Source organism: Actinomyces oris (assembly GCF_001937445.1).
Taxonomy (GTDB): Bacteria; Actinomycetota; Actinomycetes; order Actinomycetales; family Actinomycetaceae; genus Actinomyces; species Actinomyces acetigenes.
The window spans coordinates 1-21,337 of record NZ_MSKS01000059.1 but is presented as its reverse complement, the minus strand read 5'-3'; the positions used below and the strand labels follow the sequence as shown (position 1 = coordinate 21,337).

Genomic DNA, 21,337 nt, shown 5'->3' with positions numbered 1-21,337 from the left:
CGTCGCCCCGGACCGGATCAACCGGTTCTCCCGGCAGTGGGAACGCGGGTGCCACGTCCACGTCCCCTGAAACAGGAACGAAGAACAGTGAACGCACGTCCTCTCAATGTCGCCGTCGTCGGAGCAGGCCCCGCAGGCATCTACGCCTCGGACATCCTCTCGAAGTCGGGCATGGAGGTCTGTATCGACCTGTTCGAGCGGCTTCCTGCGCCCTACGGGCTGGTGCGCTACGGCGTCGCCCCCGACCACCCGCGCATCAAGCAGATCATCGTGGCCCTCTACAAGATCCTCCAGCGCGGGGACATCCGGCTCATCGGCAACGTCGAGGTCGGCCGTGACATCTCGGTGGCCGAGCTCCACGAGCACTATGACGCCATCATCTTCTCCACCGGAGCCGACACCGACGCCCCCCTTGACATCCCCGGCGTCGACGCCCCCGAGTGCTACGGCGGCGCCGACTTCGTCTCCTGGTATGACGGGCACCCCGACCACCCGCGCACCTGGGACCTGAGCGCCAAGGAGGTCGCCGTCATCGGCGTCGGCAATGTCGCCTTGGACATTGCCCGCATCCTGGCCAAGCACGCCGACGACCTCATGACCACCGAGATCCCCGCGAACGTGGCCGCCACCCTCCAGCAGTCCCCGGTCACCGACGTGCACGTCTTTGGCCGCCGCGGCCCAGCCCAGGTGAAGTTCACCCCGCTGGAGCTGCGCGAGCTCGGAAAGCAGCCCGACGTCGACGTCATCGTCGACGAGGAGGACTTCGAGTACGACGAGGGTTCGCAGGCGGCGCTGGCCTCCTCCAACCAGCAACGCCAGGTCGTCAAGGCCCTGGAGGGGTACGCGATGCAGGAGCCGGAGGACCTCACCGCCTCCCACCGCATCCACATCCACCTCTTCTCCGCCCCCCACGAGGTCCTCACCGACGACGACGGTCACGTCGTCGGCCTGCGCACCGAGCGCACCCGCCTGACCGGCGACGGCAACGTCACCGGCACCGGCGAGTACCGCGACTGGCCCGTCCAGGCCGTCTACCGCGCCGTCGGGTACGCCTCCAGCGCCATCGAGGGCCTGCCCTTCGACACCGAGCGGCACGTCGTCCCCAACGAGGGCGGCCGTGTCCTCGGCGAGGACGGCAAGCCCCTGACCGGCCTGTACGCCACCGGCTGGATCCGTCGCGGCCCGGTGGGCCTCATCGGCTCCACCAAGTCCGACGCGCAGGAGACGATCACCAACCTCGTGGCCGACGCCAACGCCGGCCTGCTGCACGCCGAGACCAGCGACGAGGCCCAGGTCGGCCACGACGCCATCATCGCCTTGCTGGAGTCCCGCGGCATCCCCTTCACCAACTGGGAAGGCTGGGAGCTGCTGGACGCCTACGAGCGTGAGCTCGGCGAGGGCTACGGCGAGGTCGTCGTCACCGGAGGGGAGTCCAAGCCGCGCGAGCGCGTCAAGGTCGTCTCCCGCGACGCCATGACCGCGATCTCCCGCTCCACCGAGGTTCCCGAGGACCTCATCGGCCAGCCCGAGGCGGGCCGCGTCCCCGAGCGCGTCGCCCACCGTCTGGCCGACTGAGCCGACTGGGTCGGGGCTGTCTGGCTCCGCCGTCGGCCCCGACCCACACGCGCCACACCACCCCCTGACAACCACCTCGAAGGCAGAACCATGCGAATCGGCGTTCCCACCGAGATCAAGGACAACGAGTTCCGCGTCGCCATCACGCCGGCCGGCGTGCACGCGCTCACCCGGCGCGGGCACACCGTGACCATCCAGGCGGGCGCCGGCGAGGGGGCCTCCATCCCCGACGCCGACTACACCGCCGCCGGCGCCGTCATGACCGACGACGTCCCCGGCCTGTGGGCCGACTCCGAGCTCGTCCTCAAGGTCAAGGAGCCGATTGCCCAGGAGTACCCCTTCCTGCGCCCGGACCTGCTGCTGTTCACCTACCTGCACCTGGCCGCCGACCGGGCCCTGACCGAGGAGCTGCTCGCCAAGCGGGTCACCTCCATCGCCTACGAGACCGTCGAGACCGACACCGGCGCCCTGCCCCTCCTGGCGCCCATGTCGGAGATCGCCGGCCGCCTGGCCGCCCAGGTCGGCGCGGAGGCCCTGCTGCGCCCCCACGGCGGGGCCGGCGTCCTGCTGGGCGGCGCCGCCGGAGTACGGCGCGGAAGCGTCGTCGTCCTGGGTGGAGGCACCGCCGGCCTGAGCGCCGCGCGGGTCGCCGCCGGCATGGGCGCGGACGTCACCGTCTTCGACGTCGACCCGCTGCGCATGCGCCGGATCGAGGAGCTCGACGGCGGGACCATCCGCACCCGCTTCTCCACCGAGCTCGACGTGGCCCAGGCCTGCGCCGGGGCGGACCTGGTCATTGGCGCCGTCCTCGTGCCCGGGGCCCGCACCCCGAACCTCGTCACGCGGGCCATGGTGGAGACCATGCGGGCCGGCAGCGTGCTGGTCGACATCGCCATCGACCAGGGAGGCTGCTTCGAGGACTCCCACCCCACCACCCACTCCGAGCCCACCTTCGAGGTGGACGGCAAGATCTTCTACTGCGTGGCCAACATGCCCGGAGCCGTCCCGCACACCTCCACCTACGCGCTGACCAACGCGACCCTGCCCTACGCCCTGGCCCTGGCCGATGAGGGCTGGCGCGGCGCCATCGCGGCGCGCCCCGACCTCGCCCGCGGCCTGAGCACCCATGCCGGGTCGCTCTACACCGCCGGGGTCGGCCAGGCCCTGGACCTCCCGGCGGCCGACGTCGCCGACCTGCTGAGCTGAGCGATGAGAACCCGTCGCATCCGCTTCGCCAGCAGAACCGACCGCTGGGCGCACGACCTCTACCTGCGGGCCTTCCCCGAGGATGAGCGCCTTCCCTGGGCGCTCATCCACGTGCTCAGCCTGCGGCGCGGCGTCGACCTCGTCGCCTGGTGGGACCAGCCCGCAGGCCCCGCCCACGCGGCCTCGCCGGACCCCGTCGCCCTGACCTGGACCGTGCGCCGCCCCGGCTCCCGCCTGCTCTACCTCTTCTACCTCGCCGTCGACGACGCCGCCCGCGGCCGGGGCCTGGGCACTCGCCTTCTGGCCGAGCTCGAGCGTCGTCACCCCGGCTGCACCATCGTCCTGGACATCGAGCCCGTCATCGCCGAGGCCGACAACGCTGAGCAGCGACGCCGTCGGCTCTCGTTCTACGAGCGCTCCGGCTTCCGCGACACCGGGTACGCGGTCCAGGACTCGACGGGGGAGTACTGGACCCTCGCGCGTGAGGCGCCGGGAACCACCTTCGACCCCGACGACTTCCGCGATGCCCTGCACTGCCTGGACTGCGGCCTCATCACCGCGCGAGTGGTCCCGCGCCAGCAGACATAGGTCGGACACAGGTTCATCCCATAGTCTCCACCCATGACAAGGACCCACCACTACAACGGTCTCAAGACCGCCGTCCTCCTGGGCGGCATGTGGAGCCTGCTTCTCCTGCTCGGCTACGCGCTGGCCCGGGGGACCGGCTCTGCCATCTGGCTGGTCATCGCGCCGGTCATCGGTCTGGTGCAGACCGCCTACGGCTTCTGGAACTCCGACAAGATCGCGGTGCGCTCCATGGGCGCCATCGAGGTCACCGAGGCCCAGCAGCCCCAGATGTACGCCATTGTGCATGAGCTCTCCGCCGCCGCCGGTCAGCCCATGCCGCGCCTCTACGTGGCCCCCACGATGAGCCCCAACGCCTTCGCCACCGGCCGCAGCCCCTCGCACGCCGCCGTGTGCTGCACTCAGGGCATCCTCCAGCTCCTCAACGAGCGCGAGCTGCGCGGCGTCCTGGGCCACGAGCTCTCCCACGTCTACAACCGCGACATTCTCACCTCCTCGGTGGCCGCGGGCATCGCCGGCGTCATCTCCTCGCTGGCCACCATGGCCCTGTGGTTCGGCGGCGGCAACCGGCGCGACCGGGACGGCGGCAACATCGTCGCCGTCCTGCTGCTCTCCCTCCTGGCGCCCCTGGCCGCCGCCATCACCCAGTTCGCCATCTCCCGGACCCGCGAGTACGACGCCGACCACGACGGCGCCGAGCTCACCCAGGACCCGCTCGCCCTGGCCAGCGCGCTTAGCAAGCTCGAGTCGGGCATCTCACGCGTGCCCATGGGACAGGACCCGCGCCTCGAACCGGTCTCCTCCATGATGATCGCCAACCCCTTCGGGAGTCTGCGCAACCTGTTCTCCACCCACCCGCCCATGGACAAGCGCATCGCCCGCCTCGAGCAGATGGCCGGGTACTGACGGGATGCCCCCGGCCAACGACGACGACATCGCCCCACGCATCAGGGCCGCCGTCGACGCCGGTGAGCTGCGCGGCGTGAAACCCGGACCGGTCGAGCGGCTGGGGGCTGGCGAGAGCTACACCGCCTGGCGAATCGGCTCCGGGGAGCAGACCCGGGTCCTGCGCCTTCCGCGGCACCTGCCCCATGACATGCCCCGCCCCCTGGAGACCGAGTTCGAGGCCCTCAGACGCGTCCCGCCCGAGCTGGGAACCAGCGCCGTCGCCCTGGAGACCGGCAGCGACAACCCGCTCGGCACCCCCTACATGGTGACCACCCACGTCCCCGGCCGGGCCCTGCGCGCCACCGACTGGAACCCACGGCTCGCAACCGCCCTCGCACACCAGATCGCCCGCCTGCACGATGCCCTCGCCACCGGTCCCGCGCCGTCGGTCGCCTTCGTGCCGAGCGCCGACGAACAGGGGGAGGAACTGCTGACCTGGTGGGGAGGGCACCACCCGCAGACCCTCACCGACCCCCGCGTCCGCGCGCTCCTGCCCGCCTGGCGCCGTGAGCTCGACCGCCTCGCCCCGGCCTTCGAGGCAGTCCCCACCCCTCGGCTCATCCACGGCGACGCCGTCGCCCCCAATGTCATCCTCGGCCCCGACGGCCTGCCACGACTCATCGACTTCGAGTGGTCCGGGCCCGGCGACACCGCCAAGGACCTGGCCCTCATCGGGGGCCGGGTGACCGGCGGGCCCTGGTACCTGCCCATGACACCCGACGACGTCACCGCCTTCGTCACTGAGTACGCGCGGCGCTCGCGGCTCGCGCAGGACACCGGTGCCACCGACCCGCAACGGCTGCTGGAGCGCCGCGACGCCTACGAGCTCCTCGACCGCCTGGGCAACCTCCTGTACTGCCTCAGCCGCCCCGGCGAAGCCCGCTACGGCAGATGGGCCGACGAGCTCGCCCGCAACCTGACCGCCCGACTCGGTGACTGAGCCGCCCGCTGCAAGTCAGTGTCGGGCTAGCCCCACCACGGCTCCGCCAGGTGGCAGGATTGGGCGTGATTCCGGCCCTGAGGAGGATATGAGGCATGAACCGATCAGCATGGGCCGCGCGCTACCGCCAGCTCGGCAGGGACGCCGCCTTCCTCCTCCTCAGCGGGCCACTGAGCCTGCTCGCCTTCTACCTGCTTGTACCACTGACCGCCCTCGGTGTGATCACCACCATCATCTGGGTGGGGCTGCTGCTGCTCATCATCGACCTGAGCATCGCCGGGGGCTTCGCCAACTTCGCCCGCCTCGCCGTGGCGCGCGTGGACGGGCGCGAGCCGGTACCCGGCGGCTACCTCGAGCCCGAGCCGGGAGCCTCCGCGCGCCGTCGGCTCTTCCGGCGCTTGCGCGACCCCCAGCGCTGGATGGACCTGCTGTGGGCCGTCATCTACTTCCCGGTCTTCCTCATCACCTGGATCATCAGCGTCGTGTGGCTGGCCCTGGCCGTGGCAGGTCTCCTCGCCCCCATCGCCGATATCATTCTTGACCTGGTCCTCGACCCGACCATCGGAGAGCAGCGCCAGGGGCTGGCTCATCTACTGGGCCTGCAGCCGGAGCTGCTCTGGGACATCGGTTTCAACCTCACCTGCGGCATCGTCTTCTCCCTGACCGCCCCCGCCGTCCTGCGGGGCCTGGCCGCCATGCAGACAGGTCTCACCCGCGCCATGCTCTCCTGGCGCAGCGAGGTCAGCCGCCTCCAGACCTCCCGGGCCGCCGTCCAGCGTGCCGAGGCTGACACCCGCCGCCGCCTGGAGCGAGACATCCACGACGGTCCCCAGCAGCGCCTCGTGCGCCTGCGCATGGACCTGGCCCGTGCCCACCGGCAGGCCGAGAAGGACCCGGCGGCCGCGTCGGCCATCATCCAGGGCGCCATGGAGCAGACCCAGCAGACTCTCGACGAGCTGCGTCAGCTCTCCCGCGGTATCGCCCCACCCGCCCTCATCGACCGCGGCCTGGCGGCCGCCATCACCGAGGCCGCCACCCGCTCCTCCGTCCCCGTCACCGTGAGCACTGAGCTGCCCGACCTGCCCGACCACGTCTCCCAGGCCGCCTACTTCGTGGTCAGCGAGGCGCTGGCCAACCTCAACAAGCACTCCGGGGCCACAGCCGCCGGCGTCGATGCCCGCGTCGTCGACGGCGCCCTGCTCGTGAGGATCAGTGACAACGGCATCGGTGGGGCCTCGACCGCCAAGGGACACGGCCTGGCCGGCCTGGTCGAGCGCCTCAACGGGGTCGACGGTAGGCTCTTCATCACGTCCCCGGCCGGCGGACCGACCACACTGGAGGCGAGAATCCCGTGCGCGTTCTAATCGCTGATGACTCCGTCCTCCTGCGCGAGGGGCTGGCACTCATCCTGGCCGACGGCGGCCACGAGGTCGTCGGGGGAGTGGGGGACGGAGAGGCCCTCGTGAGCGAGGCCCTGCGGCTGCGGCCCGACGTCGTCGTCGCCGACATCCGCATGCCGCCCTCCCACACCGACGAGGGACTGCGGGCCACCACCCGCATCCGCGCCCAGTGGCCGGAGGCTCCCATCCTGCTGCTGAGCCAGTACGTCGTCGCCGGCTACCTGCCCGAGCTCCTGGCCGATGGCGGCGGCGCCCTGGGTTACCTCCTCAAGGACCGGGTCGGCGACATCGACGCCTTCCTCAGCGCGGTCGAGCGGGTGGCGCGCGGCGAGCTCGTCCTGGACCCCGACGTCGTCTCCCAGGTCCTCCAGCGAGGCCGGCGCGATGACCCGCTCACCGAGCTCACGCCCCGCGAGCGGGAGGTCCTGGCCCTCATGGCCGAGGGCCACACCAACGCCGGCATTGCCAAGATCATGGTGGTCACCGAGGGGGCCGTGGAGAAGCACACCCAGCGGATCTTTGCCAAGCTCGGCCTGCTGCCCGACGCTGCCGTCCACCGCCGCGTCAAGGCCGTCCTGACACTGCTGTCGGCCTAGTCGCCGGGGCGGGCGGCCTCAGCGGTAATTGACGAACTGGAGGGCGGCGTCGACGTCGAGGCTCTTCAGCAGGGCGATGACGCTCTGGAGGTCGTCGCGGGACTTGGAGGTCACGCGCACCTCGTCGCCCTGGATCGTGGCCTTGACGCTCTTGGGGCCCTCGTCACGGATCGCCTTGGTGATCCTCTTGGCCACCTCCTGGGTGAGTCCCTCACGCAGCGGGCAGGCCAGGCGGTAGATCTTGCCCGAGGGGCGCGGCTCCTTGTCCCCCAGGTCCAGGGCCTTGAGGGAGACGCCGCGGCGGAAGAGCTTGGACTCCAGGACGTCCAGGATCGCCAGGACCCGCTCGGCCGTGTTGGCCTCCAGGGTGATGGTGTCGCCCGACAGGCTCACGGAGGCGTCAACGCCACGGAAGTCGTAGCGCTGGGAGATTTCCTTGGCGCACTGGTTGACGGCGTTGTCCACCTCCTGGCGGTCGAGGCGGGAGACGACGTCGAAGGAGGAGTCGTTGGCCATGGCGCAGTCCTTTCCGGGGTGGGGACCTCAGTCGACCCGAGTCTAGGTGGGTTGTTCTGTGAGGAGGGTCCTACGGGGGCGATTGGCGTTTCGCGCCGCTGCCTTGCTATTCTTCCACGGCGCCAAGCGATGACCGAGGGGTCGGAGCGCGGAGCCAAGGCGGGTTGCCCGAGCGGCCAATGGGAGCTGACTGTAAATCAGCCGCGTAATGCTACGGGGGTTCGAATCCCTCACCCGCCACGGCGATCACTTGGATCGCACCTCGCCGCCCGGCGAGGACCGCAGTGAGCGAAGCCACGGCGGAACGAATTGCCAGAGCGATTCGGATCTGCCTAGGATTCGGCTCGTTGCCCCGATAGCTCAGTCGGCAGAGCGTCTCCATGGTAAGGAGAAGGTCAAGGGTTCGATTCCCTTTCGGGGCTCTCACAGCGGGGGCCACTGGCCCCCATTGTGTTCCTATGGCGAGGTAGCTCAGCTGGTTAGAGCGCACGACTCATAATCGTGAGGTCGAGGGTTCGAGTCCCTCCCCCGCTACGCAAGCTTTCGAGTACAGCGCTCCGTCGCATGCTCGAGGATCGACACGAGGAGACAAACGTGGCCAGCAAGTCCGCCGACGTTCGCCCCAAGATCACTCTGGCCTGCTCGGAGTGCAAGGAGCGCAACTACATCACCAAGAAGAACCGTCGGAACACCCCCGACCGTCTCAGCATCGCCAAGTTCTGCGCTCGCTGCGGCAAGCACACCGAGCACCGCGAGACCCGCTGAGCATCGCATAGCGATCCCGGTCGCCACCGTCGTAACCGGGGAACGAGCCCCGTCGACATGATGTCGGCGGGGCTTCGTCGTCTCCTCGGGGCGGGCGCCTAGCATCGTGAGGGTGAACGGTCCCAGGTCCTGTGACGACGTCGTTGAGCGGCTCGCAGCGGTCCTGGACGGGGTGCTCGCAACGGCCTCCTCCGGACGCCCCGGCCGTCAGGCTCGCCGCCGGGCCCGGCGCGGAGCGACGGCGATCCTCCCCGCTGTGCAGGCCATGCACCAGGTCCAGGGTTGGGTACAGGACTGTCGGGGGGAGACCGCCTGGGAGGGCCTGGTGCACCGCCGTTGCCGGATGAGCGTGAGGCCTGCGGGAGACGAGGTGGCTCTGGGAACGGACGCGCCCGATGGGGTCCCGATCCGACAGGTCGAGCGTGCGGGGTGGGAGCTCATCCAGGCGACGGTCGAGCTCACGGTGACGGGGCAGCACTGGCGGGTGGTCCACGAGCTCGCCCGCCGTACCCTGCCGCCTGGGCGGGACGCCACCGAGAAGAGGAAACTCACGGCCCCAGAGACCGGGTTTGATACGCCGTCCGGCTCCTTGTTCTACCGGCTCGCTGACACTGATGTGGCCGCCTGGGCGCAGGCCGGCGGAGACCGGAACCCCATCCATCTCCTGCCTGGAAGAGCGACTGAGGCGGGGCTGTCGGCCGGTTCCGGTGAGGTCGTTGCTCACGGCCTGCTGCTCGGAGCGATCAGTCTCGCACTCGTCCAGTCTTCGCCTTTACGGCAGACAGACCTGGTATTCATTGGTTCTGCCGATGTCCCTGAGTCCAGGAGCAGTGCGGGGGAGCCGTGGGCGACGCTCGCCGTCGACCCCGCCAGCGGAGACATCACTCAGGGGCGGCGGCCCGTCCTGCGGCGCCGGTGACGCCATCCGCCTTCGTGGCCGCCGCCAGAAGGTGGTGAGGGAGCCGTTCATTCTCCTATCGCCTCATGAGGGAATAATGATTGCTTACTGGAGGGAATTCTGACGGGGATTCATTACCGTCTCGAAGGAAGTGAGATGAGAACGTGGAAATGAATTATCGGTCACCTTCCGATCATCGGTCGATGGGGATGATAACGTGACAAAGATGGGTAATTCGATTGTCAAACTGATGTATGTCAGGTGACATGAAGTCAGTATCCGAATTGTTTTCCTACGGGGCCGTAGCCCTCTCAGAACTGTTCAACGGCAACGGAAAGTGGGGGTAACCCCTGTGATCTCAAGGTCGTCTGACGTTGCGGATCGCTGTGCTGGGAGGGCTGAGACTCCGACCGAGTGTGATAAAAAAGAAGTGGAGTTGCGCTTGTATGAAAGCCAAAGGCGATCAACAAGTTCGTGCTTGAGAGTTCGCGACCTGCCACAGGTCGGTGCTGAGAGGAGTCGATAAAGGTGATTACCGCAGAGCGGACGATGGCAGAACCGACGGCCTATGCCGAGGACGTTGAGATGACGTGGACTCAGAGTGATCAGGAAGCCGTCGAGGCCACCTACAGCCAGGAGGCGGCCGGGGCTGCGGGATCTCCTGAGCGCGGTCCGGGGTCGGCCGGGGGCTGTGGACAGAACAGCTCCCTGGAGCAGGAGGGATTCCGCCGACTCGATGAGATCGAGATGGACGCCTGGCGCTCCTTCCTGGCGGCCTCCACCTCTGTCACCGCCCGCCTCAACCGTGAGCTCGAGGCCGGATGCGGCATCTCCATGCACGAGTACGAGATTCTGGTGCGCCTGTCGGAGGCGCCAGACCAGACCCTGCGCATGTCCACTCTCGCCGAGCACGTCTCGCACTCCCGCTCACGGCTGACCCACACGGTCCGGCGCCTGGAGGGTGCGGGGTACGTCGAGCGCAGCTCCTGCGACTCCGACCGCCGCGGTGTCAACTGCACGCTGACCCAGCAGGGCCTCGACTTCCTGCGCGAGGCGGCTCCGGTGCACCTTGACGGCGTGCGCCGTCACGTCGTCGACCGCCTCAGCCGTGAGCAGCAGGTCGTCATGGCCGAGCTCATGAGGGTCATCGCCCAGGCTCCGGACTCCTCCGGCATCTCGGCGGCATTGGCCTCCTGAGGCTTCTGCGCGCCCGCACGATCAGTGGGCGTCGTCAACCGGTTTGGTCGCCGGTGGCGGCGCCCACAGGTCTGTCCAGACCACCCCCAGGGTGGCCAGAAGTCGGCGTAGCAGTGGCAAGGAGATGCCGACGACCCCGTGGGGGTCGCCGTCGATCCCCTCGATGAAGGCGCCGCCCAGGCCGTCAATGGTGAAGGCCCCGGCGCACCACAGTGGCTCTCCGCTGGCGATGTAGGCCTCGACTTCGGCCGGGGACGGGGAGCCGAAACGGATGGTGGCCGAGCTGACCCCCTCGGCGGTGGTGCCGTCCGCAGTGCGTACCAGGAAGTGACCCGTGTGCAGGGTGCCGGTGCCCCCGCTCATCATCCGCCAGCGCTCACGGGCCTGGGCGGCGTCGGCCGGCTTGCCGACGACCTGACCGGCGATCTCCAGCATGGAGTCGCAGCCCACAACCACCTCGGCCTCCTGCGGGTCGGTGGAGGTCATGACATCGAGCGCCTTGGCCCGAGCCAGGGCCTGAACCTGCTCGGCGGCGCTCGGGGCAGGCAGCCCGGCGTCGCGGCGCCGGCGGATCAGCTCGCCGAGCACGGTCTCCTCATCAACGCTAGAGACTCGCACCAGCGGCTCGACGCCGGCGGCTCGCAGGGTGGCCAGGCGGCCGGATGACTTCGAGGCCAGGAGAATCACGCCGCCAGCCTATACGGGCCGGTAGGCTCGAACCATGAGCCTCGATGGCAGCCCCTTCTCCCGTCTCGACACCGTTCCCGTCACCGGCTCCACCCAGGACGACCTGCGCGCCGCCCTCATGGGGCCTGAGCGCAAGTCCTGGCCGCACCTGTCGGCACTGCGGGCGCTGAGGCAGACCGCCGGTAGAGGGCGGTCCGGGCGCGCCTGGGTCACCCCCGACGACGGGGGTGCTCTCCTGGTCTCCGTGGTGCTGCGGCCCCTCGTTCCCGCTGAGTGCCTGAGCTGGCTGCCTCTGCTGGGTGGCCTGGCCGTCCGCGACGCCCTGGCGCCCCTCGTTGAGGACCTTCCCTGGCGCGTGGGGACCAAGTGGCCCAACGACGTCGTCGCCCTGCCCGATGATCCGGCGGCCGTGCCCGCAGTGCCCGGCTGGGCCGGTACGCGCAAGGTCGCCGGCGTTCTCAGCGAGCTCGTCACGCCGGAAGCCGCTGAAGGGGCTGCTGTCCGCGAGCTCGCGCCCGACGCGGTTCCCGCCGACCGCGACGAGGCCCCCATGGTCATCCTCGGCATCGGCGTCAACATCGGGCAGTCGGCTGAGGAGCTGCCGGTGGCATGGGCCGGCTCCCTGCGCACACTGGGTGCGGTCGGTGCGGGTCACAGGCCGGCGCCGGCAGACGCCGCAGAGGTCGTTCTCGCGGCGATCGGTCACCAGCTGGCCCGGCTCATCAGGCAGTGGGAGGAGGCCGGTGGGGACGTTGATGCCGCAGGCGGTGCGCTCGGGCGCCGGCTGCGCGCGGCGCTGACCACCCTGGGGAAGCGGGTCAGTGTCCAGGCTCCTGACGGTGAGATCAGGGGACTGGCCGCCGATATCACCCCCGCCCTCATGCTGCGTACCCGGGACGGTGACACCGAGGTCCGCGCCGGCGATGTGACTCTCGTACGTATGGAGAGCTGAAGATCGGGAGCCGTGAGAACTGCGAACCCGTTGCTGTACCGCGCGGTCTGTCACTCAACAGGCATGGGCGTGTGATCTGCGCTACGGTAGCGGGGTGACATTAGACAACCGAGCGAGCGAGGGACGCGTACCGGACTCCCACGGGGTCGGAGGTGGTGCCGTGCAGAGGGCTCACGAGGGCACCCCTCGTGTCGAGGGTAAGGCCGTCGCTGAGGCGGATCATGCGGAGCGGACCACCTTGGCGGGACACGAGTACCTGCTGCTGGGAGAGGTCCCCAGCCTCACCCTGACTGAGGTGGCTCAACGGGCCGGAACCAGTGTGGAGGTGGCGCAGAAGTTCTGGCGCGCCATGGGCTTCGCCGACGTCCAACCCGATGAGGTTCACTTCACTGAGCAGGATGTCGCCGCGCTTGAAGACACCATGGCGCTGCTCGACGAGACCAGTGACTCCTCCCTGGCCTCAGCCAGCGTGCTCGAGCTCCTCAGGGCCCAGTCCTACACCATGGACCGCCTGGTCCTGTGGGAGCTGGAAACCTTCGTGACGGACCTCAGTGAGCGTCTCGGGCTGGATGACACCTCCGCGCGGCTGGTCGCCCTTGACCGCATCGATGGCCTCGTGGAGCTTCTGTCGCGCCAGCTGACCTACGTGTGGCGCCGCCACATGGTCTCCATCCTGGGACGTACCGACGCCGAGGTGTCGACCCGGGGCAGGGAGGACACCGGCCCCGACCTGTACCCGCTCATCCGCTCCCTGGGATTCGTCGACATCGTCTCCTTCACCCAGCGCGCGCAGGGCATGAGCAAGGCCGCCCTGACCCACATGCTTGAGGGCTTCGAGAACACCGCCCGGGACGTCATCACCTCCCGGGGAGCGCGGGTGGTCAAGACGATCGGGGATGCCGTCATGTACATCTCCGACGACCTGCTGATCGCCGCCGACGTCGTCATCGCCCTGGTCGATGAGCTCCAGAAGGGACCGGATGCGATTCGGGTTCGGGCCAGTCTCGTCGAGGGACGGGTCATCTCCCGCTCCGGGGACGTCTTCGGCCCCACCGTCAACCTGGCCTCCCGGCTCGTGGACGCGGCCGAACCCGGCAGCATCCGCCTGGACGAGTCCACCGCCATGGCCATCCTCCGCTCGCCCGAGGCGGGGCGCTACCGGGTAGGACAGTGCCATGAGGTGGTGGCCAAGGGGCTGGGTCAGATCGTGCCCTGGTCTCTGGAACGGACCTCGCCGGCACGGCCCTGACTCGGACCCGTCGTTCCGTTACCATCTCGTGATTTTCTGTCCGTTCGGCTTGTGAAGGGACCTCTCGCACGCGAGGTTTTCCGCGGTATCCTCGCCGAAACGTGTTCTGGGTGTGAGCGGGAGGGGGAGCCGCCGTCTCGGACGTGGTCACGTCTTGGTATCTTCTCCGCCTCTGGGACGATGGCGGTGGGGGTGTGTCGTCACCTAACATCGCGGATGTGACAACTGTTCTGCTCGTCGAAGACGATCCTGCCATCTCCGAACCCCTCGCCCGAGCCTTTGGACGTGAGGGCTACGAGGTCCTGACTCATGGCACCGGCAAAGGCGCCCTCGAGGAGGTCTCGGCCGCTGACATCATCGTCCTGGACCTGGGGCTGCCGGACATCGACGGCCTGGACGTGGCCCGTCAGGTGCGGGCCCAAGGCCTGACCATCCCGATCCTCATGCTCACCGCCCGCAGTGAGGACTCCGACCTCGTCGTCGGTCTGGATGCCGGAGCCGATGACTACGTCACCAAGCCCTTCCGCCTGGCCGAGCTGCTGGCTCGCGTGCGGGCGCAGGTCCGCCGCGCCTCGGGAGAGGCCACCGAGGATGAGCTCAGTGCCGGAGAGATCCGGGTCGACGTCGCCGCTCACCGGGCCTTTGTCGGCTCGCGCGAGCTGCAGCTGACGACCCGGGAGTTCGAGCTGCTCCGAGTCCTGGTGCGCGCCGGCGGGGAGGTCACCTCCGGTGAGGACATCCTCAAGGAGGTCTGGGGCGAGGACCCCACCGGCAGTCCCCAGACCCTCCAGATGCACGTGACCTGGCTGCGTCGCAAGCTCGGTGACGACGAGGAGCGGCCCACGCTTCTGCTGGCCCAGGGGGACGGTTACCTCCTGACCGCCGGCTGATCCACTGACCGGACTGACCGGGAGGGCCTCCCGGGAGGACTGCCGGGTTCCGAAGCCGCCCCGAAGAGCTGATCGGGGCTGAAGGAGGACGTGCCATGCGGCGTTACGCCATGACGATGACGATGTCGGCGGTGTCCGTGGCCGTCCTCCTGCTGGGGCTGCCGCTGGGGGGCGCCTGGATCGTCAGCGCGTTGCGCTCCGCCGGAAGCGGTAACCGGGTCACCATCATCGGCACGGTCATCCTCACGGTTCTGGTGCTCACCGCCACCGCGCTCACGGCGGCCTCCGTCGTGGCCTCCCGGGTCTCCAGGCGCATCTCGGCCCCGCTCATCTACCTGGCCGCCGAGGCCGAGCAGCTCGGCAGCGGTCAGGTCCGCCCGAGGCTACGCTCCTCGGGGATCGAGGAGATCGACCTGGTCCAGGCCGAGCTCGTGCGCTCGGCCGAGCGCGTGGCCGGCCGCATCGCCGCTGAGCGGCAGTTCGCCTCCGACGCCTCCCACCAGCTGCGCACACCGCTGACCAGCCTGTCGCTACGCCTGGAGGAGATCGAGCTGCTCGCCGGCGAGGAGGAGGTGCGGGCAGAGGCACACGCCTGCCTGGAGCAGGTCGAGAGGCTCAACGGCGTCGTCGAGGACCTGCTCAAGGTCTCGCGCCGCTCCGGGGGCGGGACCACAGAAGCCCTTCACCTCAAGGACATCTTCGCTCAGCAGCGCGAGGAGTGGGAGCCGGCCTTCGAGCAGGCCGGGCGCACCATCACCTTCTCCGACGAGATCAGCCACCCGGTTCTGGCCACACCCGGGTCCCTGGCCCAGGTGCTGGCCACCGTCATCGAGAACTCCCTGCGTTACGGGGCCGGGACGACCTCGGTGAGCGTGCGCAGCGCCAACGGCGGCCACGCGGTCTTCATCGACATCGCCGACGAAGGGGAGGGCGTGGCCGAGGACATCGCGCCGCACGTCTTCGAGCGGCACGTCTCCGGTTACGGCTCCACCGGCGTCGGGCTGGCCCTGGCCAAGGACCTCGTCGAGGCCGACGGCGGCCGGATCGAGCTGTCCCAGCGCAGCCCGGCCGTCTTCTCCATCCTGCTCAACGCCGTCCCCAAGTCCCTGGACCCCAACAACGTCCTGCCGCAGGGCGCACTGGTCTCGGTGGGCCGGCGTCGTCGCTTCTGACTACTCGCCGCCGATCGCCGGCACTGCGGCGAGGCGACGGAAGGGAAGCGGCTTCAGGACTCGTCAGGACTTCTGACGGCGGGACTTGATGAGCTTCGAGATGGCGGAGGCGAGCATCGGCCCCACCGAGATGAAGACGATGACGAGGATCATTGTGTCGATGTTCTCCCGGATCCAGTCGAAGGACCCCAGGAAGTAGCCCAGCCAGGTGATGCCGAAGGCCCAGAAGGTGGCGCCCACGACGTTGAAGGTGACGAAGTGCCGGTAGTGCATCTTGCCGACACCAGCAATGACGGGTGTGAAGGTGCGCACGATCGGCACGAACTGGGCCAGGGTGACGGCCTTACCGCCGTGACGCTCGAAGAACTTCGAGGTGCGGTCCACGTACTCCTGCTTGAACAGGCGCGAGTCGGGCTTGTTGAAGATCGCGGGTCCCGCCTTGCGGCCAATGAGGTAGCCGGTCTGGTTGCCGGCCACGGCCGCCATCCACACGAGGGGGGCCGCCACCCAGATGTGGACGCCGATGTGGCCGGTGCCCACGAACATACCCAGGGTGAACAGCAGCGAGTCTCCGGGCAGGAAGAAGCCGATGAGAAGGCCGGTCTCGGCGAAGATGACGAGCATGACGCCGAGGATGGCCCAGGGGCCGAACCACTCGACGATTGTCGTGATGAGGTTGGCGGCGTCGAGCCACTTGGGGCCGAGCATCGGTGCGTGGACGGAAGGGAGAACGGCGGGCAGATTCAGCGCCGGTGCCAAGGAGGTCAGGGCAGTCACCGTGCAAGGCTAAACGGTGCCCCGGCGGCCGTGCCGTGAGAGTGATCCCCTCCGGACTGTGGAATCGGGCACCCCGGTGACTGCAGCCGACCGCGCCGGTCCTGTCAGGAGTCAGGGACGAACCGAGACGGAAACGGCAGGCTCAGCACCACTGCCGGCCTGCCCCTGAGGATTGGTGCTGTCGGTGTCGTCGTCGTTGTCGGGGGAGCGGTCCTTGTGCCCGGTGAAGACGACGTAGTGGTAGAAGACGAAGCGGAATGCCGTCCCCAGGCCGAAGCCGACGACGTAGGCCGCGACGTTGTCCGCCAGGGGGGATGTCAGCCCCAGGACGTGGTGGGTGAAGAGCAGGCAGAACTGCGTGATGGCGATGCCACCCAGGTTGGCCAGGACGAACAGGGTGGCCTCGCGGGCGACGTTCTTCTGGGTGCGGCCCCGGTAGGTCCAGTAGCGGTTCGCGATCCACGAGAAGACGGTCGCGGTCGAGGAGGCCAGCAGCTGGGCGGAGTTGGGGTGACCGGAGAGAAAGCCGGTGGGGCCGTGCTGAAGCAGGTTGAACAGACCGACGTCGATCACGTAGGCCGCAGCGCCCACCATGCCGAACTGCATGAACTCCTTGACGATGGCGATGAGCCTCTGGGCCAAGGAGCTGCTGGAGGAGCGCGTCATGGCGGGCATCCTATGCCGATCACAGTCAGGTCACGCAAACTGGGGCGGTTCACGGAACCCAGTGAACACTGACACTGCCCAGGTCCCACACCCACGAGACCCACAGCAGCTGGCCGGCGACGCAGGCCGCCAGCAGAGCCAGCCGTCGGCGGGTGGTGCCGGCTGCCGCGGCCAGTGCCCAGCCCACCGGGGCCAGCGGCAGCAGGAGGCGCAGCACCGACGTCGTCGGGTCGAAGAAGACCAGGAGGTAGAGCAGATAGCCCAGGCACCAGAACCAGGCCGCGGGCCCCAGGGCCCGCAGACTCGGGGCGCTCAGCAGCAGGGCCACCGCGACCAGCACGACGGCCAGCAGGGCCAGTCCCAGGTGCGGGCCGACCCAGTCGCCCAGGCGGGTCGCCCACTGCACGACGGGCGCCAGGTCGGCGCCGCGCCAGGCGGTCTCGGTGGCGGTGTAGGCATCCTGCCGGCCCGTGACCAGCCAGGCGATGACCGGCCAGCTCAGGGCCGCCGAGCAGGTGAGCAGGGCCAGCGCCAGCAGCCGCAGGCGCGCGCCCGGCGCCTGAGGGGCGTGACCGGGCAGAAGGCGTGAGAACCAGGTGGGTGGGACCCAGCCCCGGGCGCAGGCCACCTCCCAGGCCCACCACAGCCCCAGCGCCGCCCCCAGCGGGAGACCCACGGGGCGGGCGAAGCAGGCCACCAGCGCCAGGGGAATCGCAGCCAGTGTCCGCCCGCGGCCCGCCAGCCACAGCGTCAGCCCCACCAGCACCAGCCCCAGGGACTCGGCGTAGGGGACCTGGAGAACCGCGGCGCACGGCGAGGACCAGACCAGTGCCACCGCCCACAGGGAGGCCCGCCTGCCCGTCAGCGGTGAAAGCCAGCGGTCCATGACGATCGCCGCCGACGCCGAGGCCAGGATCGACACGAGGGAGGCGCGCACGTAGAAGGACCAGCCGGTCCAGCCCAGCAGGGAGGCCATGGCGCTCAGCAGCGGCATGAAGGCCCAGGTGTTCTGGGTCACCCGCCCGTCGCCGCCCACGGGCAGGCGCTCCGGGTAGCCCTCCTCAACGATCCGGTTGTACCAGCCGGCGTCCCAGAAGCGCAGGTGCTCCTCCCAGGACGGTGCGGCCCCGGCCCACGGAGTGGCGGGCGTGTCCTGGGCGCCCAGCCGCAGGATGACGAAGGTCAGGACGCTTGCCGCTGCCCAGACCGCCAGGACCTGGAGCCAGCGGCGCGGCCCCGAGGCGGCGCCGTGCGTCGGAGGCGAGGGCGGGGCCTGCCAGGCGATGGAGGACGCGGAGGACTCTGAGACGGGTGGGGTCACGGCCCCCACCCTACGGTCTGGACCCGAGCGCGGTGAGGATGAGCGACGGGCGGGTAGCCTTGGGGTGTGAGCGCACCCATCGTCGCCGTGATCGGAGGCGGGCAGTTGGCCCGCATGATGCAGGAGGAGGCCAGTGCACTGGGGATTCACCTCAGGGCACTGGTGGAGGCCGCGGACGGGTCCACCGGGCAAGTGACCCCGGACGCCCCCGTCGGGGCCGCCGACGACGAGGCGGCCGTGCGCGCCGTCGTCGCCGGGGACGGTACTGACGGGCTCGCAGGGGAGGGGGCCGCGGTCCTCACCTTCGAGCACGAGCACCAGGACTCGGCCCTCCTGGAGCGGCTCCAGTCCGAGGGAGTCAGCGTCCAGCCCACCCCGCAGGCCCTGACCCTGGCGCGCGACAAGCTCGCCATGCGGCGGATGATGAGCGCGGCCGGGCTCCCGCAGCCCGCCTGGGCGGAGATCGGCGGGCCGCAGCAGGAGGGCGCCGAGCAGATGGCCGACGCCGTTGAGGCCTTCGCCGACGAGCACGGCTGGCCCGTGGTCCTCAAGACGCCGCGTGGAGGCTACGACGGCCACGGGGTCCTGCTGGTGCGCAGCGCGGAGTCGCTGCGCGAGGGCGAGGCGGCCGAGTGGATCACCTCGGTAGCCCGCGCCCGAGCGGGTCAGGGGGACGGTCGTGGGGCCGGCGGGGGAGGCAGCCTCGGCGGGGCGGCGGTGACCAGTCTCCTGGTGGAGCAGGCGATCCCCTTCACCCGCGAGCTCGCCGTCCTGCTGGCCCGCACCCCCAGCGGGCAGGTGTCGGTGTGGCCGGTGGCCCAGACGGTCCAGGAGGACGGCATGTGCGCTGAGGTCCTGGCGCCGGCACCCGGTCTCGACTCGGCCGCCATCGAGGAGGCCGAGCTCATCGGCCGCACGGTCGCCGAGCGCGCCGAGGTGACTGGGGTGCTCGCCGTCGAGCTCTTCGCCGTGGAGGCCTTCGGGGAGCCCACGCGCCTGTACGTCAACGAGCTGGCGATGCGTCCCCACAACTCCGGTCACTGGACCCAGGACGGGGCCGTCACCAGCCAGTTCGCCCAGCACCTGCGGGCGGTTCTCGACCTGCCGCTGGGGGCCACTGATGCGACGGCGCCCACCACCGTCATGGTCAACCTCATCGGCGGGCGGTGCGAGCCGGGGGCCGATGCCCTGGCCCGGGCCATGGCCGCGCACCCCGAGGCCCGCATCCACCTCTACGGCAAGCAGTGGCGAGCGGGACGCAAGCTCGGGCACGTCACCATGACGGTCGGCCCGGATCAGGAGGTCGCCGACGTCGTCGAGCAGGCACGCGGGGCCGTCGCCATCCTACGCGGGGACGCCTGAGCCGGACGCATTCAGACCACGGCACGCAGAACACAGCAGAACACGGAAGACAGGGAAGACAAGGAGGACATTCATGAGCGAGGTCAGCGCAACGACGGTGGGGGCGGAGGACGCGGGGCGACCGGTGGTCGGCATCGTCATGGGCTCGGACTCGGATTGGCCGGTCATGGGGGCCGCCGCCGAGGTCCTCGATGACTTCGGTGTGGCCTATGAGGCCGACGTCGTCTCCGCCCACCGCATGCCCGCCGAGATGATCGACTACGGGCGCGCCGCTGCCGAGCGGGGGCTGCGAGTCATCATCGCCGGCGCCGGGGGAGCGGCCCACCTGCCCGGAATGCTGGCGGCCGTCACCGAGCTGCCGGTGATCGGGGTGCCGGTGCCGCTGAAGTACCTCGACGGCATGGACTCCCTCCTGTCCATCGTGCAGATGCCCGCCGGGGTCCCGGTGGCCACCGTCTCCATTGGCGGGGCCCGTAACGCCGGGCTGCTGGCGGTGCGCATCCTCGCCTCCGGTCAGGGGCAGGAGGCCGCCCGCCTGGCCGCGGCCATGCGGGCCTTCCAGACGGACCTCAGCGAGGTCGCCCACGCCAAGGGTGCCGCCCTGCGCGCGCGCCGCGCCCAGGGCTGAGGCGAGGACGTTCCTGCGATTGGGGGCCCTGGAGCGTCTCAGTGCGTGGTCGGATGGAGTGGTGTGTCCGCATCCGTCCTGAGGTGCCGTCAGGCGGTGATGAGCCCAACCGCGATATTCACCATGACATGCACCACGGCACCGGGGACGAAAGTGTCGGTCTTGTGGCGCAGCCATCCCATCACCCACCCTGCGGCGAACTGCGCGGGCAGGAGCGGCCACAGCCGTACGTCGAGCAGCAGCAGGGCCATGTGTGGTGCGAGGAAGATGATGGCTTGGAGGAGGTTGCCCCATTTGAAGCCGAGCCGCCTCATGAGCACTCCGCCGAGCAGCCCACGAAAGAAGACCTCCTCGCCGATGGCCCGAAGCGCGATTCCGATGGCCGTTCCCACTGAGGTGAGTCGAACGAGGGACAGCCCGGACGCCCCCTGCACGTCGGCGGGAATGAGGGTAAGAGGGAGCCACACCGTCGGGGTCAGCAGGAGCAGTACGAGCAGCGCCCAGCCGTAGCTCGCAGGCGAGCCCCAGGACACTCCTGCGCGAGCCAGTGCGGCCCTGAAGCGCGACCTGCGATCCTGCCCGCGTGACTGCACGACGAGATAGACGATGGTCGGCAAGCAGAGCAGGACGAGTTCAGCCACGCACCCCACCCTACGACCTGGTCCGCGTCGTCACCTACCTCACCGACGACGCCGAAGAAGCCTAAGGCCACTAACCCCACCCCTGGTGCACGCAGTCGGAGAGTAGACCACCAGGCTCGTCGTGCGAGTGCGGTGTCACTGTGGGCGACTTTTCAGGCACACCCCAGGCCGACGACCATCGCACTCGGCCACGTATACGCAGGCCAGAGCCCTACAGGCACGGGCACGCCAACCGATGGACACCCTAAAAGTCGCCAAACGTGACACCCAGGCCCCACAACCCACCGCCGAGCCCCACTCAGCCCGCCCGACACCTGGTACACGCAGTCGGAGAGTAGTGAATCATCCCGGGTTTGATGGAGGCGG

Annotated in this window: 22 protein-coding genes and 3 tRNA genes; 19 read left to right on the top strand and 6 right to left on the bottom strand. The window is 69.6% G+C overall.

The genetic code is table 11. The features are described 5' to 3' along the window. The first annotated feature begins 87 nt into the window (after positions 1–87). The 7 genes from BKH20_RS13040 to BKH20_RS13010 all read left to right on the top strand — a co-directional run bounded on the left by BKH20_RS13040 (position 88) and on the right by BKH20_RS13010 (position 7,250). A complete protein-coding gene (locus BKH20_RS13040; protein WP_075391412.1) occupies positions 88–1,575 on the top strand; it encodes an FAD-dependent oxidoreductase in 1,488 nt (495 codons plus the stop codon). 90 nt (positions 1,576–1,665) lie between these two features. Next, positions 1,666–2,781 (top strand): alanine dehydrogenase, encoded by a 1,116-nt coding sequence (gene ald / locus BKH20_RS13035; RefSeq protein WP_075391411.1) that lies wholly within the window; start codon positions 1,666–1,668, stop codon positions 2,779–2,781. 3 nt (positions 2,782–2,784) lie between these two features. Then, on the top strand, positions 2,785–3,369 hold the full coding sequence (locus tag BKH20_RS13030; RefSeq protein WP_075391410.1) for a GNAT family N-acetyltransferase: 585 nt from the start codon (positions 2,785–2,787) through the stop codon (positions 3,367–3,369). 33 nt (positions 3,370–3,402) lie between these two features. Further along, a complete protein-coding gene (htpX, locus tag BKH20_RS13025) occupies positions 3,403–4,272 on the top strand; it encodes a zinc metalloprotease HtpX (RefSeq protein ID WP_075391409.1) in 870 nt (289 codons plus the stop codon). A gap of 4 nt (positions 4,273–4,276) precedes the next feature. Beyond that, positions 4,277–5,254 (top strand): phosphotransferase family protein, encoded by a 978-nt coding sequence (locus tag BKH20_RS13020; protein WP_075391408.1) that lies wholly within the window; start codon positions 4,277–4,279, stop codon positions 5,252–5,254. A gap of 95 nt (positions 5,255–5,349) precedes the next feature. Further along, the gene (locus BKH20_RS13015; RefSeq protein ID WP_075391407.1) at positions 5,350–6,618 is read left to right on the top strand and encodes a sensor histidine kinase; all 1,269 of its coding nucleotides are present in this window, start codon (positions 5,350–5,352) and stop codon (positions 6,616–6,618) included. After that, on the top strand, positions 6,606–7,250 hold the full coding sequence (locus BKH20_RS13010) for a response regulator (protein ID WP_075391406.1): 645 nt from the start codon (positions 6,606–6,608) through the stop codon (positions 7,248–7,250). The genes BKH20_RS13015 and BKH20_RS13010 overlap by 13 nt, the downstream gene beginning before the upstream one ends. Before the next feature lie 18 nt (positions 7,251–7,268). Here the strand turns inward: BKH20_RS13010 and BKH20_RS13005 are convergent, their stop codons facing one another. After that, positions 7,269–7,766: a YajQ family cyclic di-GMP-binding protein gene (locus tag BKH20_RS13005; RefSeq protein ID WP_075391405.1), complete on the bottom strand. Its 498-nt coding sequence runs from the start codon at positions 7,764–7,766 to the stop codon at positions 7,269–7,271. A 158-nt stretch (positions 7,767–7,924) separates the two neighbouring features. Here BKH20_RS13005 and BKH20_RS13000 point away from each other — a divergent pair. The 6 genes from BKH20_RS13000 to BKH20_RS12975 all read left to right on the top strand — a co-directional run bounded on the left by BKH20_RS13000 (position 7,925) and on the right by BKH20_RS12975 (position 10,626). Then, a tRNA-Tyr gene (locus tag BKH20_RS13000) sits at positions 7,925–8,006 on the top strand. A gap of 109 nt (positions 8,007–8,115) precedes the next feature. Further along, positions 8,116–8,188 (top strand) — tRNA-Thr (locus BKH20_RS12995). Positions 8,189–8,226: 38 nt separating this feature from the next. Next, positions 8,227–8,300 (top strand) — tRNA-Met (locus BKH20_RS12990). 60 nt (positions 8,301–8,360) lie between these two features. Continuing rightward, positions 8,361–8,531 (top strand): 50S ribosomal protein L33, encoded by a 171-nt coding sequence (gene rpmG / locus BKH20_RS12985; RefSeq protein WP_003779904.1) that lies wholly within the window; start codon positions 8,361–8,363, stop codon positions 8,529–8,531. A gap of 112 nt (positions 8,532–8,643) precedes the next feature. Then, positions 8,644–9,450, top strand: a complete 807-nt coding sequence (locus BKH20_RS12980) for a MaoC/PaaZ C-terminal domain-containing protein (protein ID WP_075391404.1) — start codon at positions 8,644–8,646, stop codon at positions 9,448–9,450. A gap of 564 nt (positions 9,451–10,014) precedes the next feature. Further along, on the top strand, positions 10,015–10,626 hold the full coding sequence (locus BKH20_RS12975; protein ID WP_430793400.1) for a MarR family winged helix-turn-helix transcriptional regulator: 612 nt from the start codon (positions 10,015–10,017) through the stop codon (positions 10,624–10,626). Between the two features lie 21 nt (positions 10,627–10,647). On the opposite strand, the gene BKH20_RS12970 is transcribed toward BKH20_RS12975, so the two are convergent. Next, entirely contained in the window at positions 10,648–11,313 is a 666-nt protein-coding gene (locus BKH20_RS12970; RefSeq protein ID WP_075391402.1) for a Maf family protein, read from the bottom strand. A 34-nt stretch (positions 11,314–11,347) separates the two neighbouring features. On the opposite strand from BKH20_RS12970, the gene BKH20_RS12965 reads away from it, so the two are divergent. The 4 genes from BKH20_RS12965 (at position 11,348) to BKH20_RS12950 (ending at position 15,576) form a co-directional block, all read left to right on the top strand. After that, complete coding sequence (locus BKH20_RS12965; protein WP_075391401.1) at positions 11,348–12,265, top strand: biotin--[acetyl-CoA-carboxylase] ligase; 918 nt, start codon at positions 11,348–11,350, stop codon at positions 12,263–12,265. Between the two features lie 94 nt (positions 12,266–12,359). Further along, positions 12,360–13,514: an adenylate/guanylate cyclase domain-containing protein gene (locus BKH20_RS12960; protein ID WP_075391400.1), complete on the top strand. Its 1,155-nt coding sequence runs from the start codon at positions 12,360–12,362 to the stop codon at positions 13,512–13,514. A gap of 218 nt (positions 13,515–13,732) precedes the next feature. Continuing rightward, positions 13,733–14,404 carry a response regulator transcription factor gene (locus BKH20_RS12955; protein WP_075391399.1) on the top strand — a complete coding sequence of 224 codons (672 nt, stop codon included), beginning with the start codon at positions 13,733–13,735 and terminating at the stop codon, positions 14,402–14,404. A 95-nt stretch (positions 14,405–14,499) separates the two neighbouring features. Continuing rightward, the gene (locus BKH20_RS12950) at positions 14,500–15,576 is read left to right on the top strand and encodes a sensor histidine kinase (RefSeq protein WP_075391398.1); all 1,077 of its coding nucleotides are present in this window, start codon (positions 14,500–14,502) and stop codon (positions 15,574–15,576) included. A 63-nt stretch (positions 15,577–15,639) separates the two neighbouring features. Here the strand turns inward: BKH20_RS12950 and BKH20_RS12945 are convergent, their stop codons facing one another. The 3 genes from BKH20_RS12945 to BKH20_RS12935 form a co-directional block, all read right to left on the bottom strand. Further along, a complete protein-coding gene (locus BKH20_RS12945) occupies positions 15,640–16,353 on the bottom strand; it encodes a VTT domain-containing protein (protein WP_075391397.1) in 714 nt (237 codons plus the stop codon). 111 nt (positions 16,354–16,464) lie between these two features. Next, positions 16,465–17,028, bottom strand: coding sequence for a GtrA family protein (locus BKH20_RS12940; protein ID WP_070658810.1), 564 nt, complete (start codon positions 17,026–17,028; stop codon positions 16,465–16,467). Between the two features lie 40 nt (positions 17,029–17,068). Continuing rightward, positions 17,069–18,340, bottom strand: a complete 1,272-nt coding sequence (locus BKH20_RS12935; protein WP_081381723.1) for a hypothetical protein — start codon at positions 18,338–18,340, stop codon at positions 17,069–17,071. A 66-nt stretch (positions 18,341–18,406) separates the two neighbouring features. Between BKH20_RS12935 and BKH20_RS12930 the strand changes: the two genes are divergently transcribed. Together BKH20_RS12930 and purE are read left to right on the top strand one after the other, a co-directional pair. Next, complete coding sequence (locus BKH20_RS12930) at positions 18,407–19,702, top strand: 5-(carboxyamino)imidazole ribonucleotide synthase (protein WP_075391396.1); 1,296 nt, start codon at positions 18,407–18,409, stop codon at positions 19,700–19,702. Positions 19,703–19,775: 73 nt separating this feature from the next. Beyond that, complete coding sequence (gene purE / locus BKH20_RS12925; protein ID WP_075391395.1) at positions 19,776–20,330, top strand: 5-(carboxyamino)imidazole ribonucleotide mutase; 555 nt, start codon at positions 19,776–19,778, stop codon at positions 20,328–20,330. Positions 20,331–20,419: 89 nt separating this feature from the next. Here purE and BKH20_RS12920 read toward each other — a convergent pair whose 3' ends face one another. Beyond that, a complete protein-coding gene (locus tag BKH20_RS12920) occupies positions 20,420–20,971 on the bottom strand; it encodes a CPBP family intramembrane glutamic endopeptidase (RefSeq protein WP_075391420.1) in 552 nt (183 codons plus the stop codon). Positions 20,972–21,337: the final 366 nt, after the last annotated feature.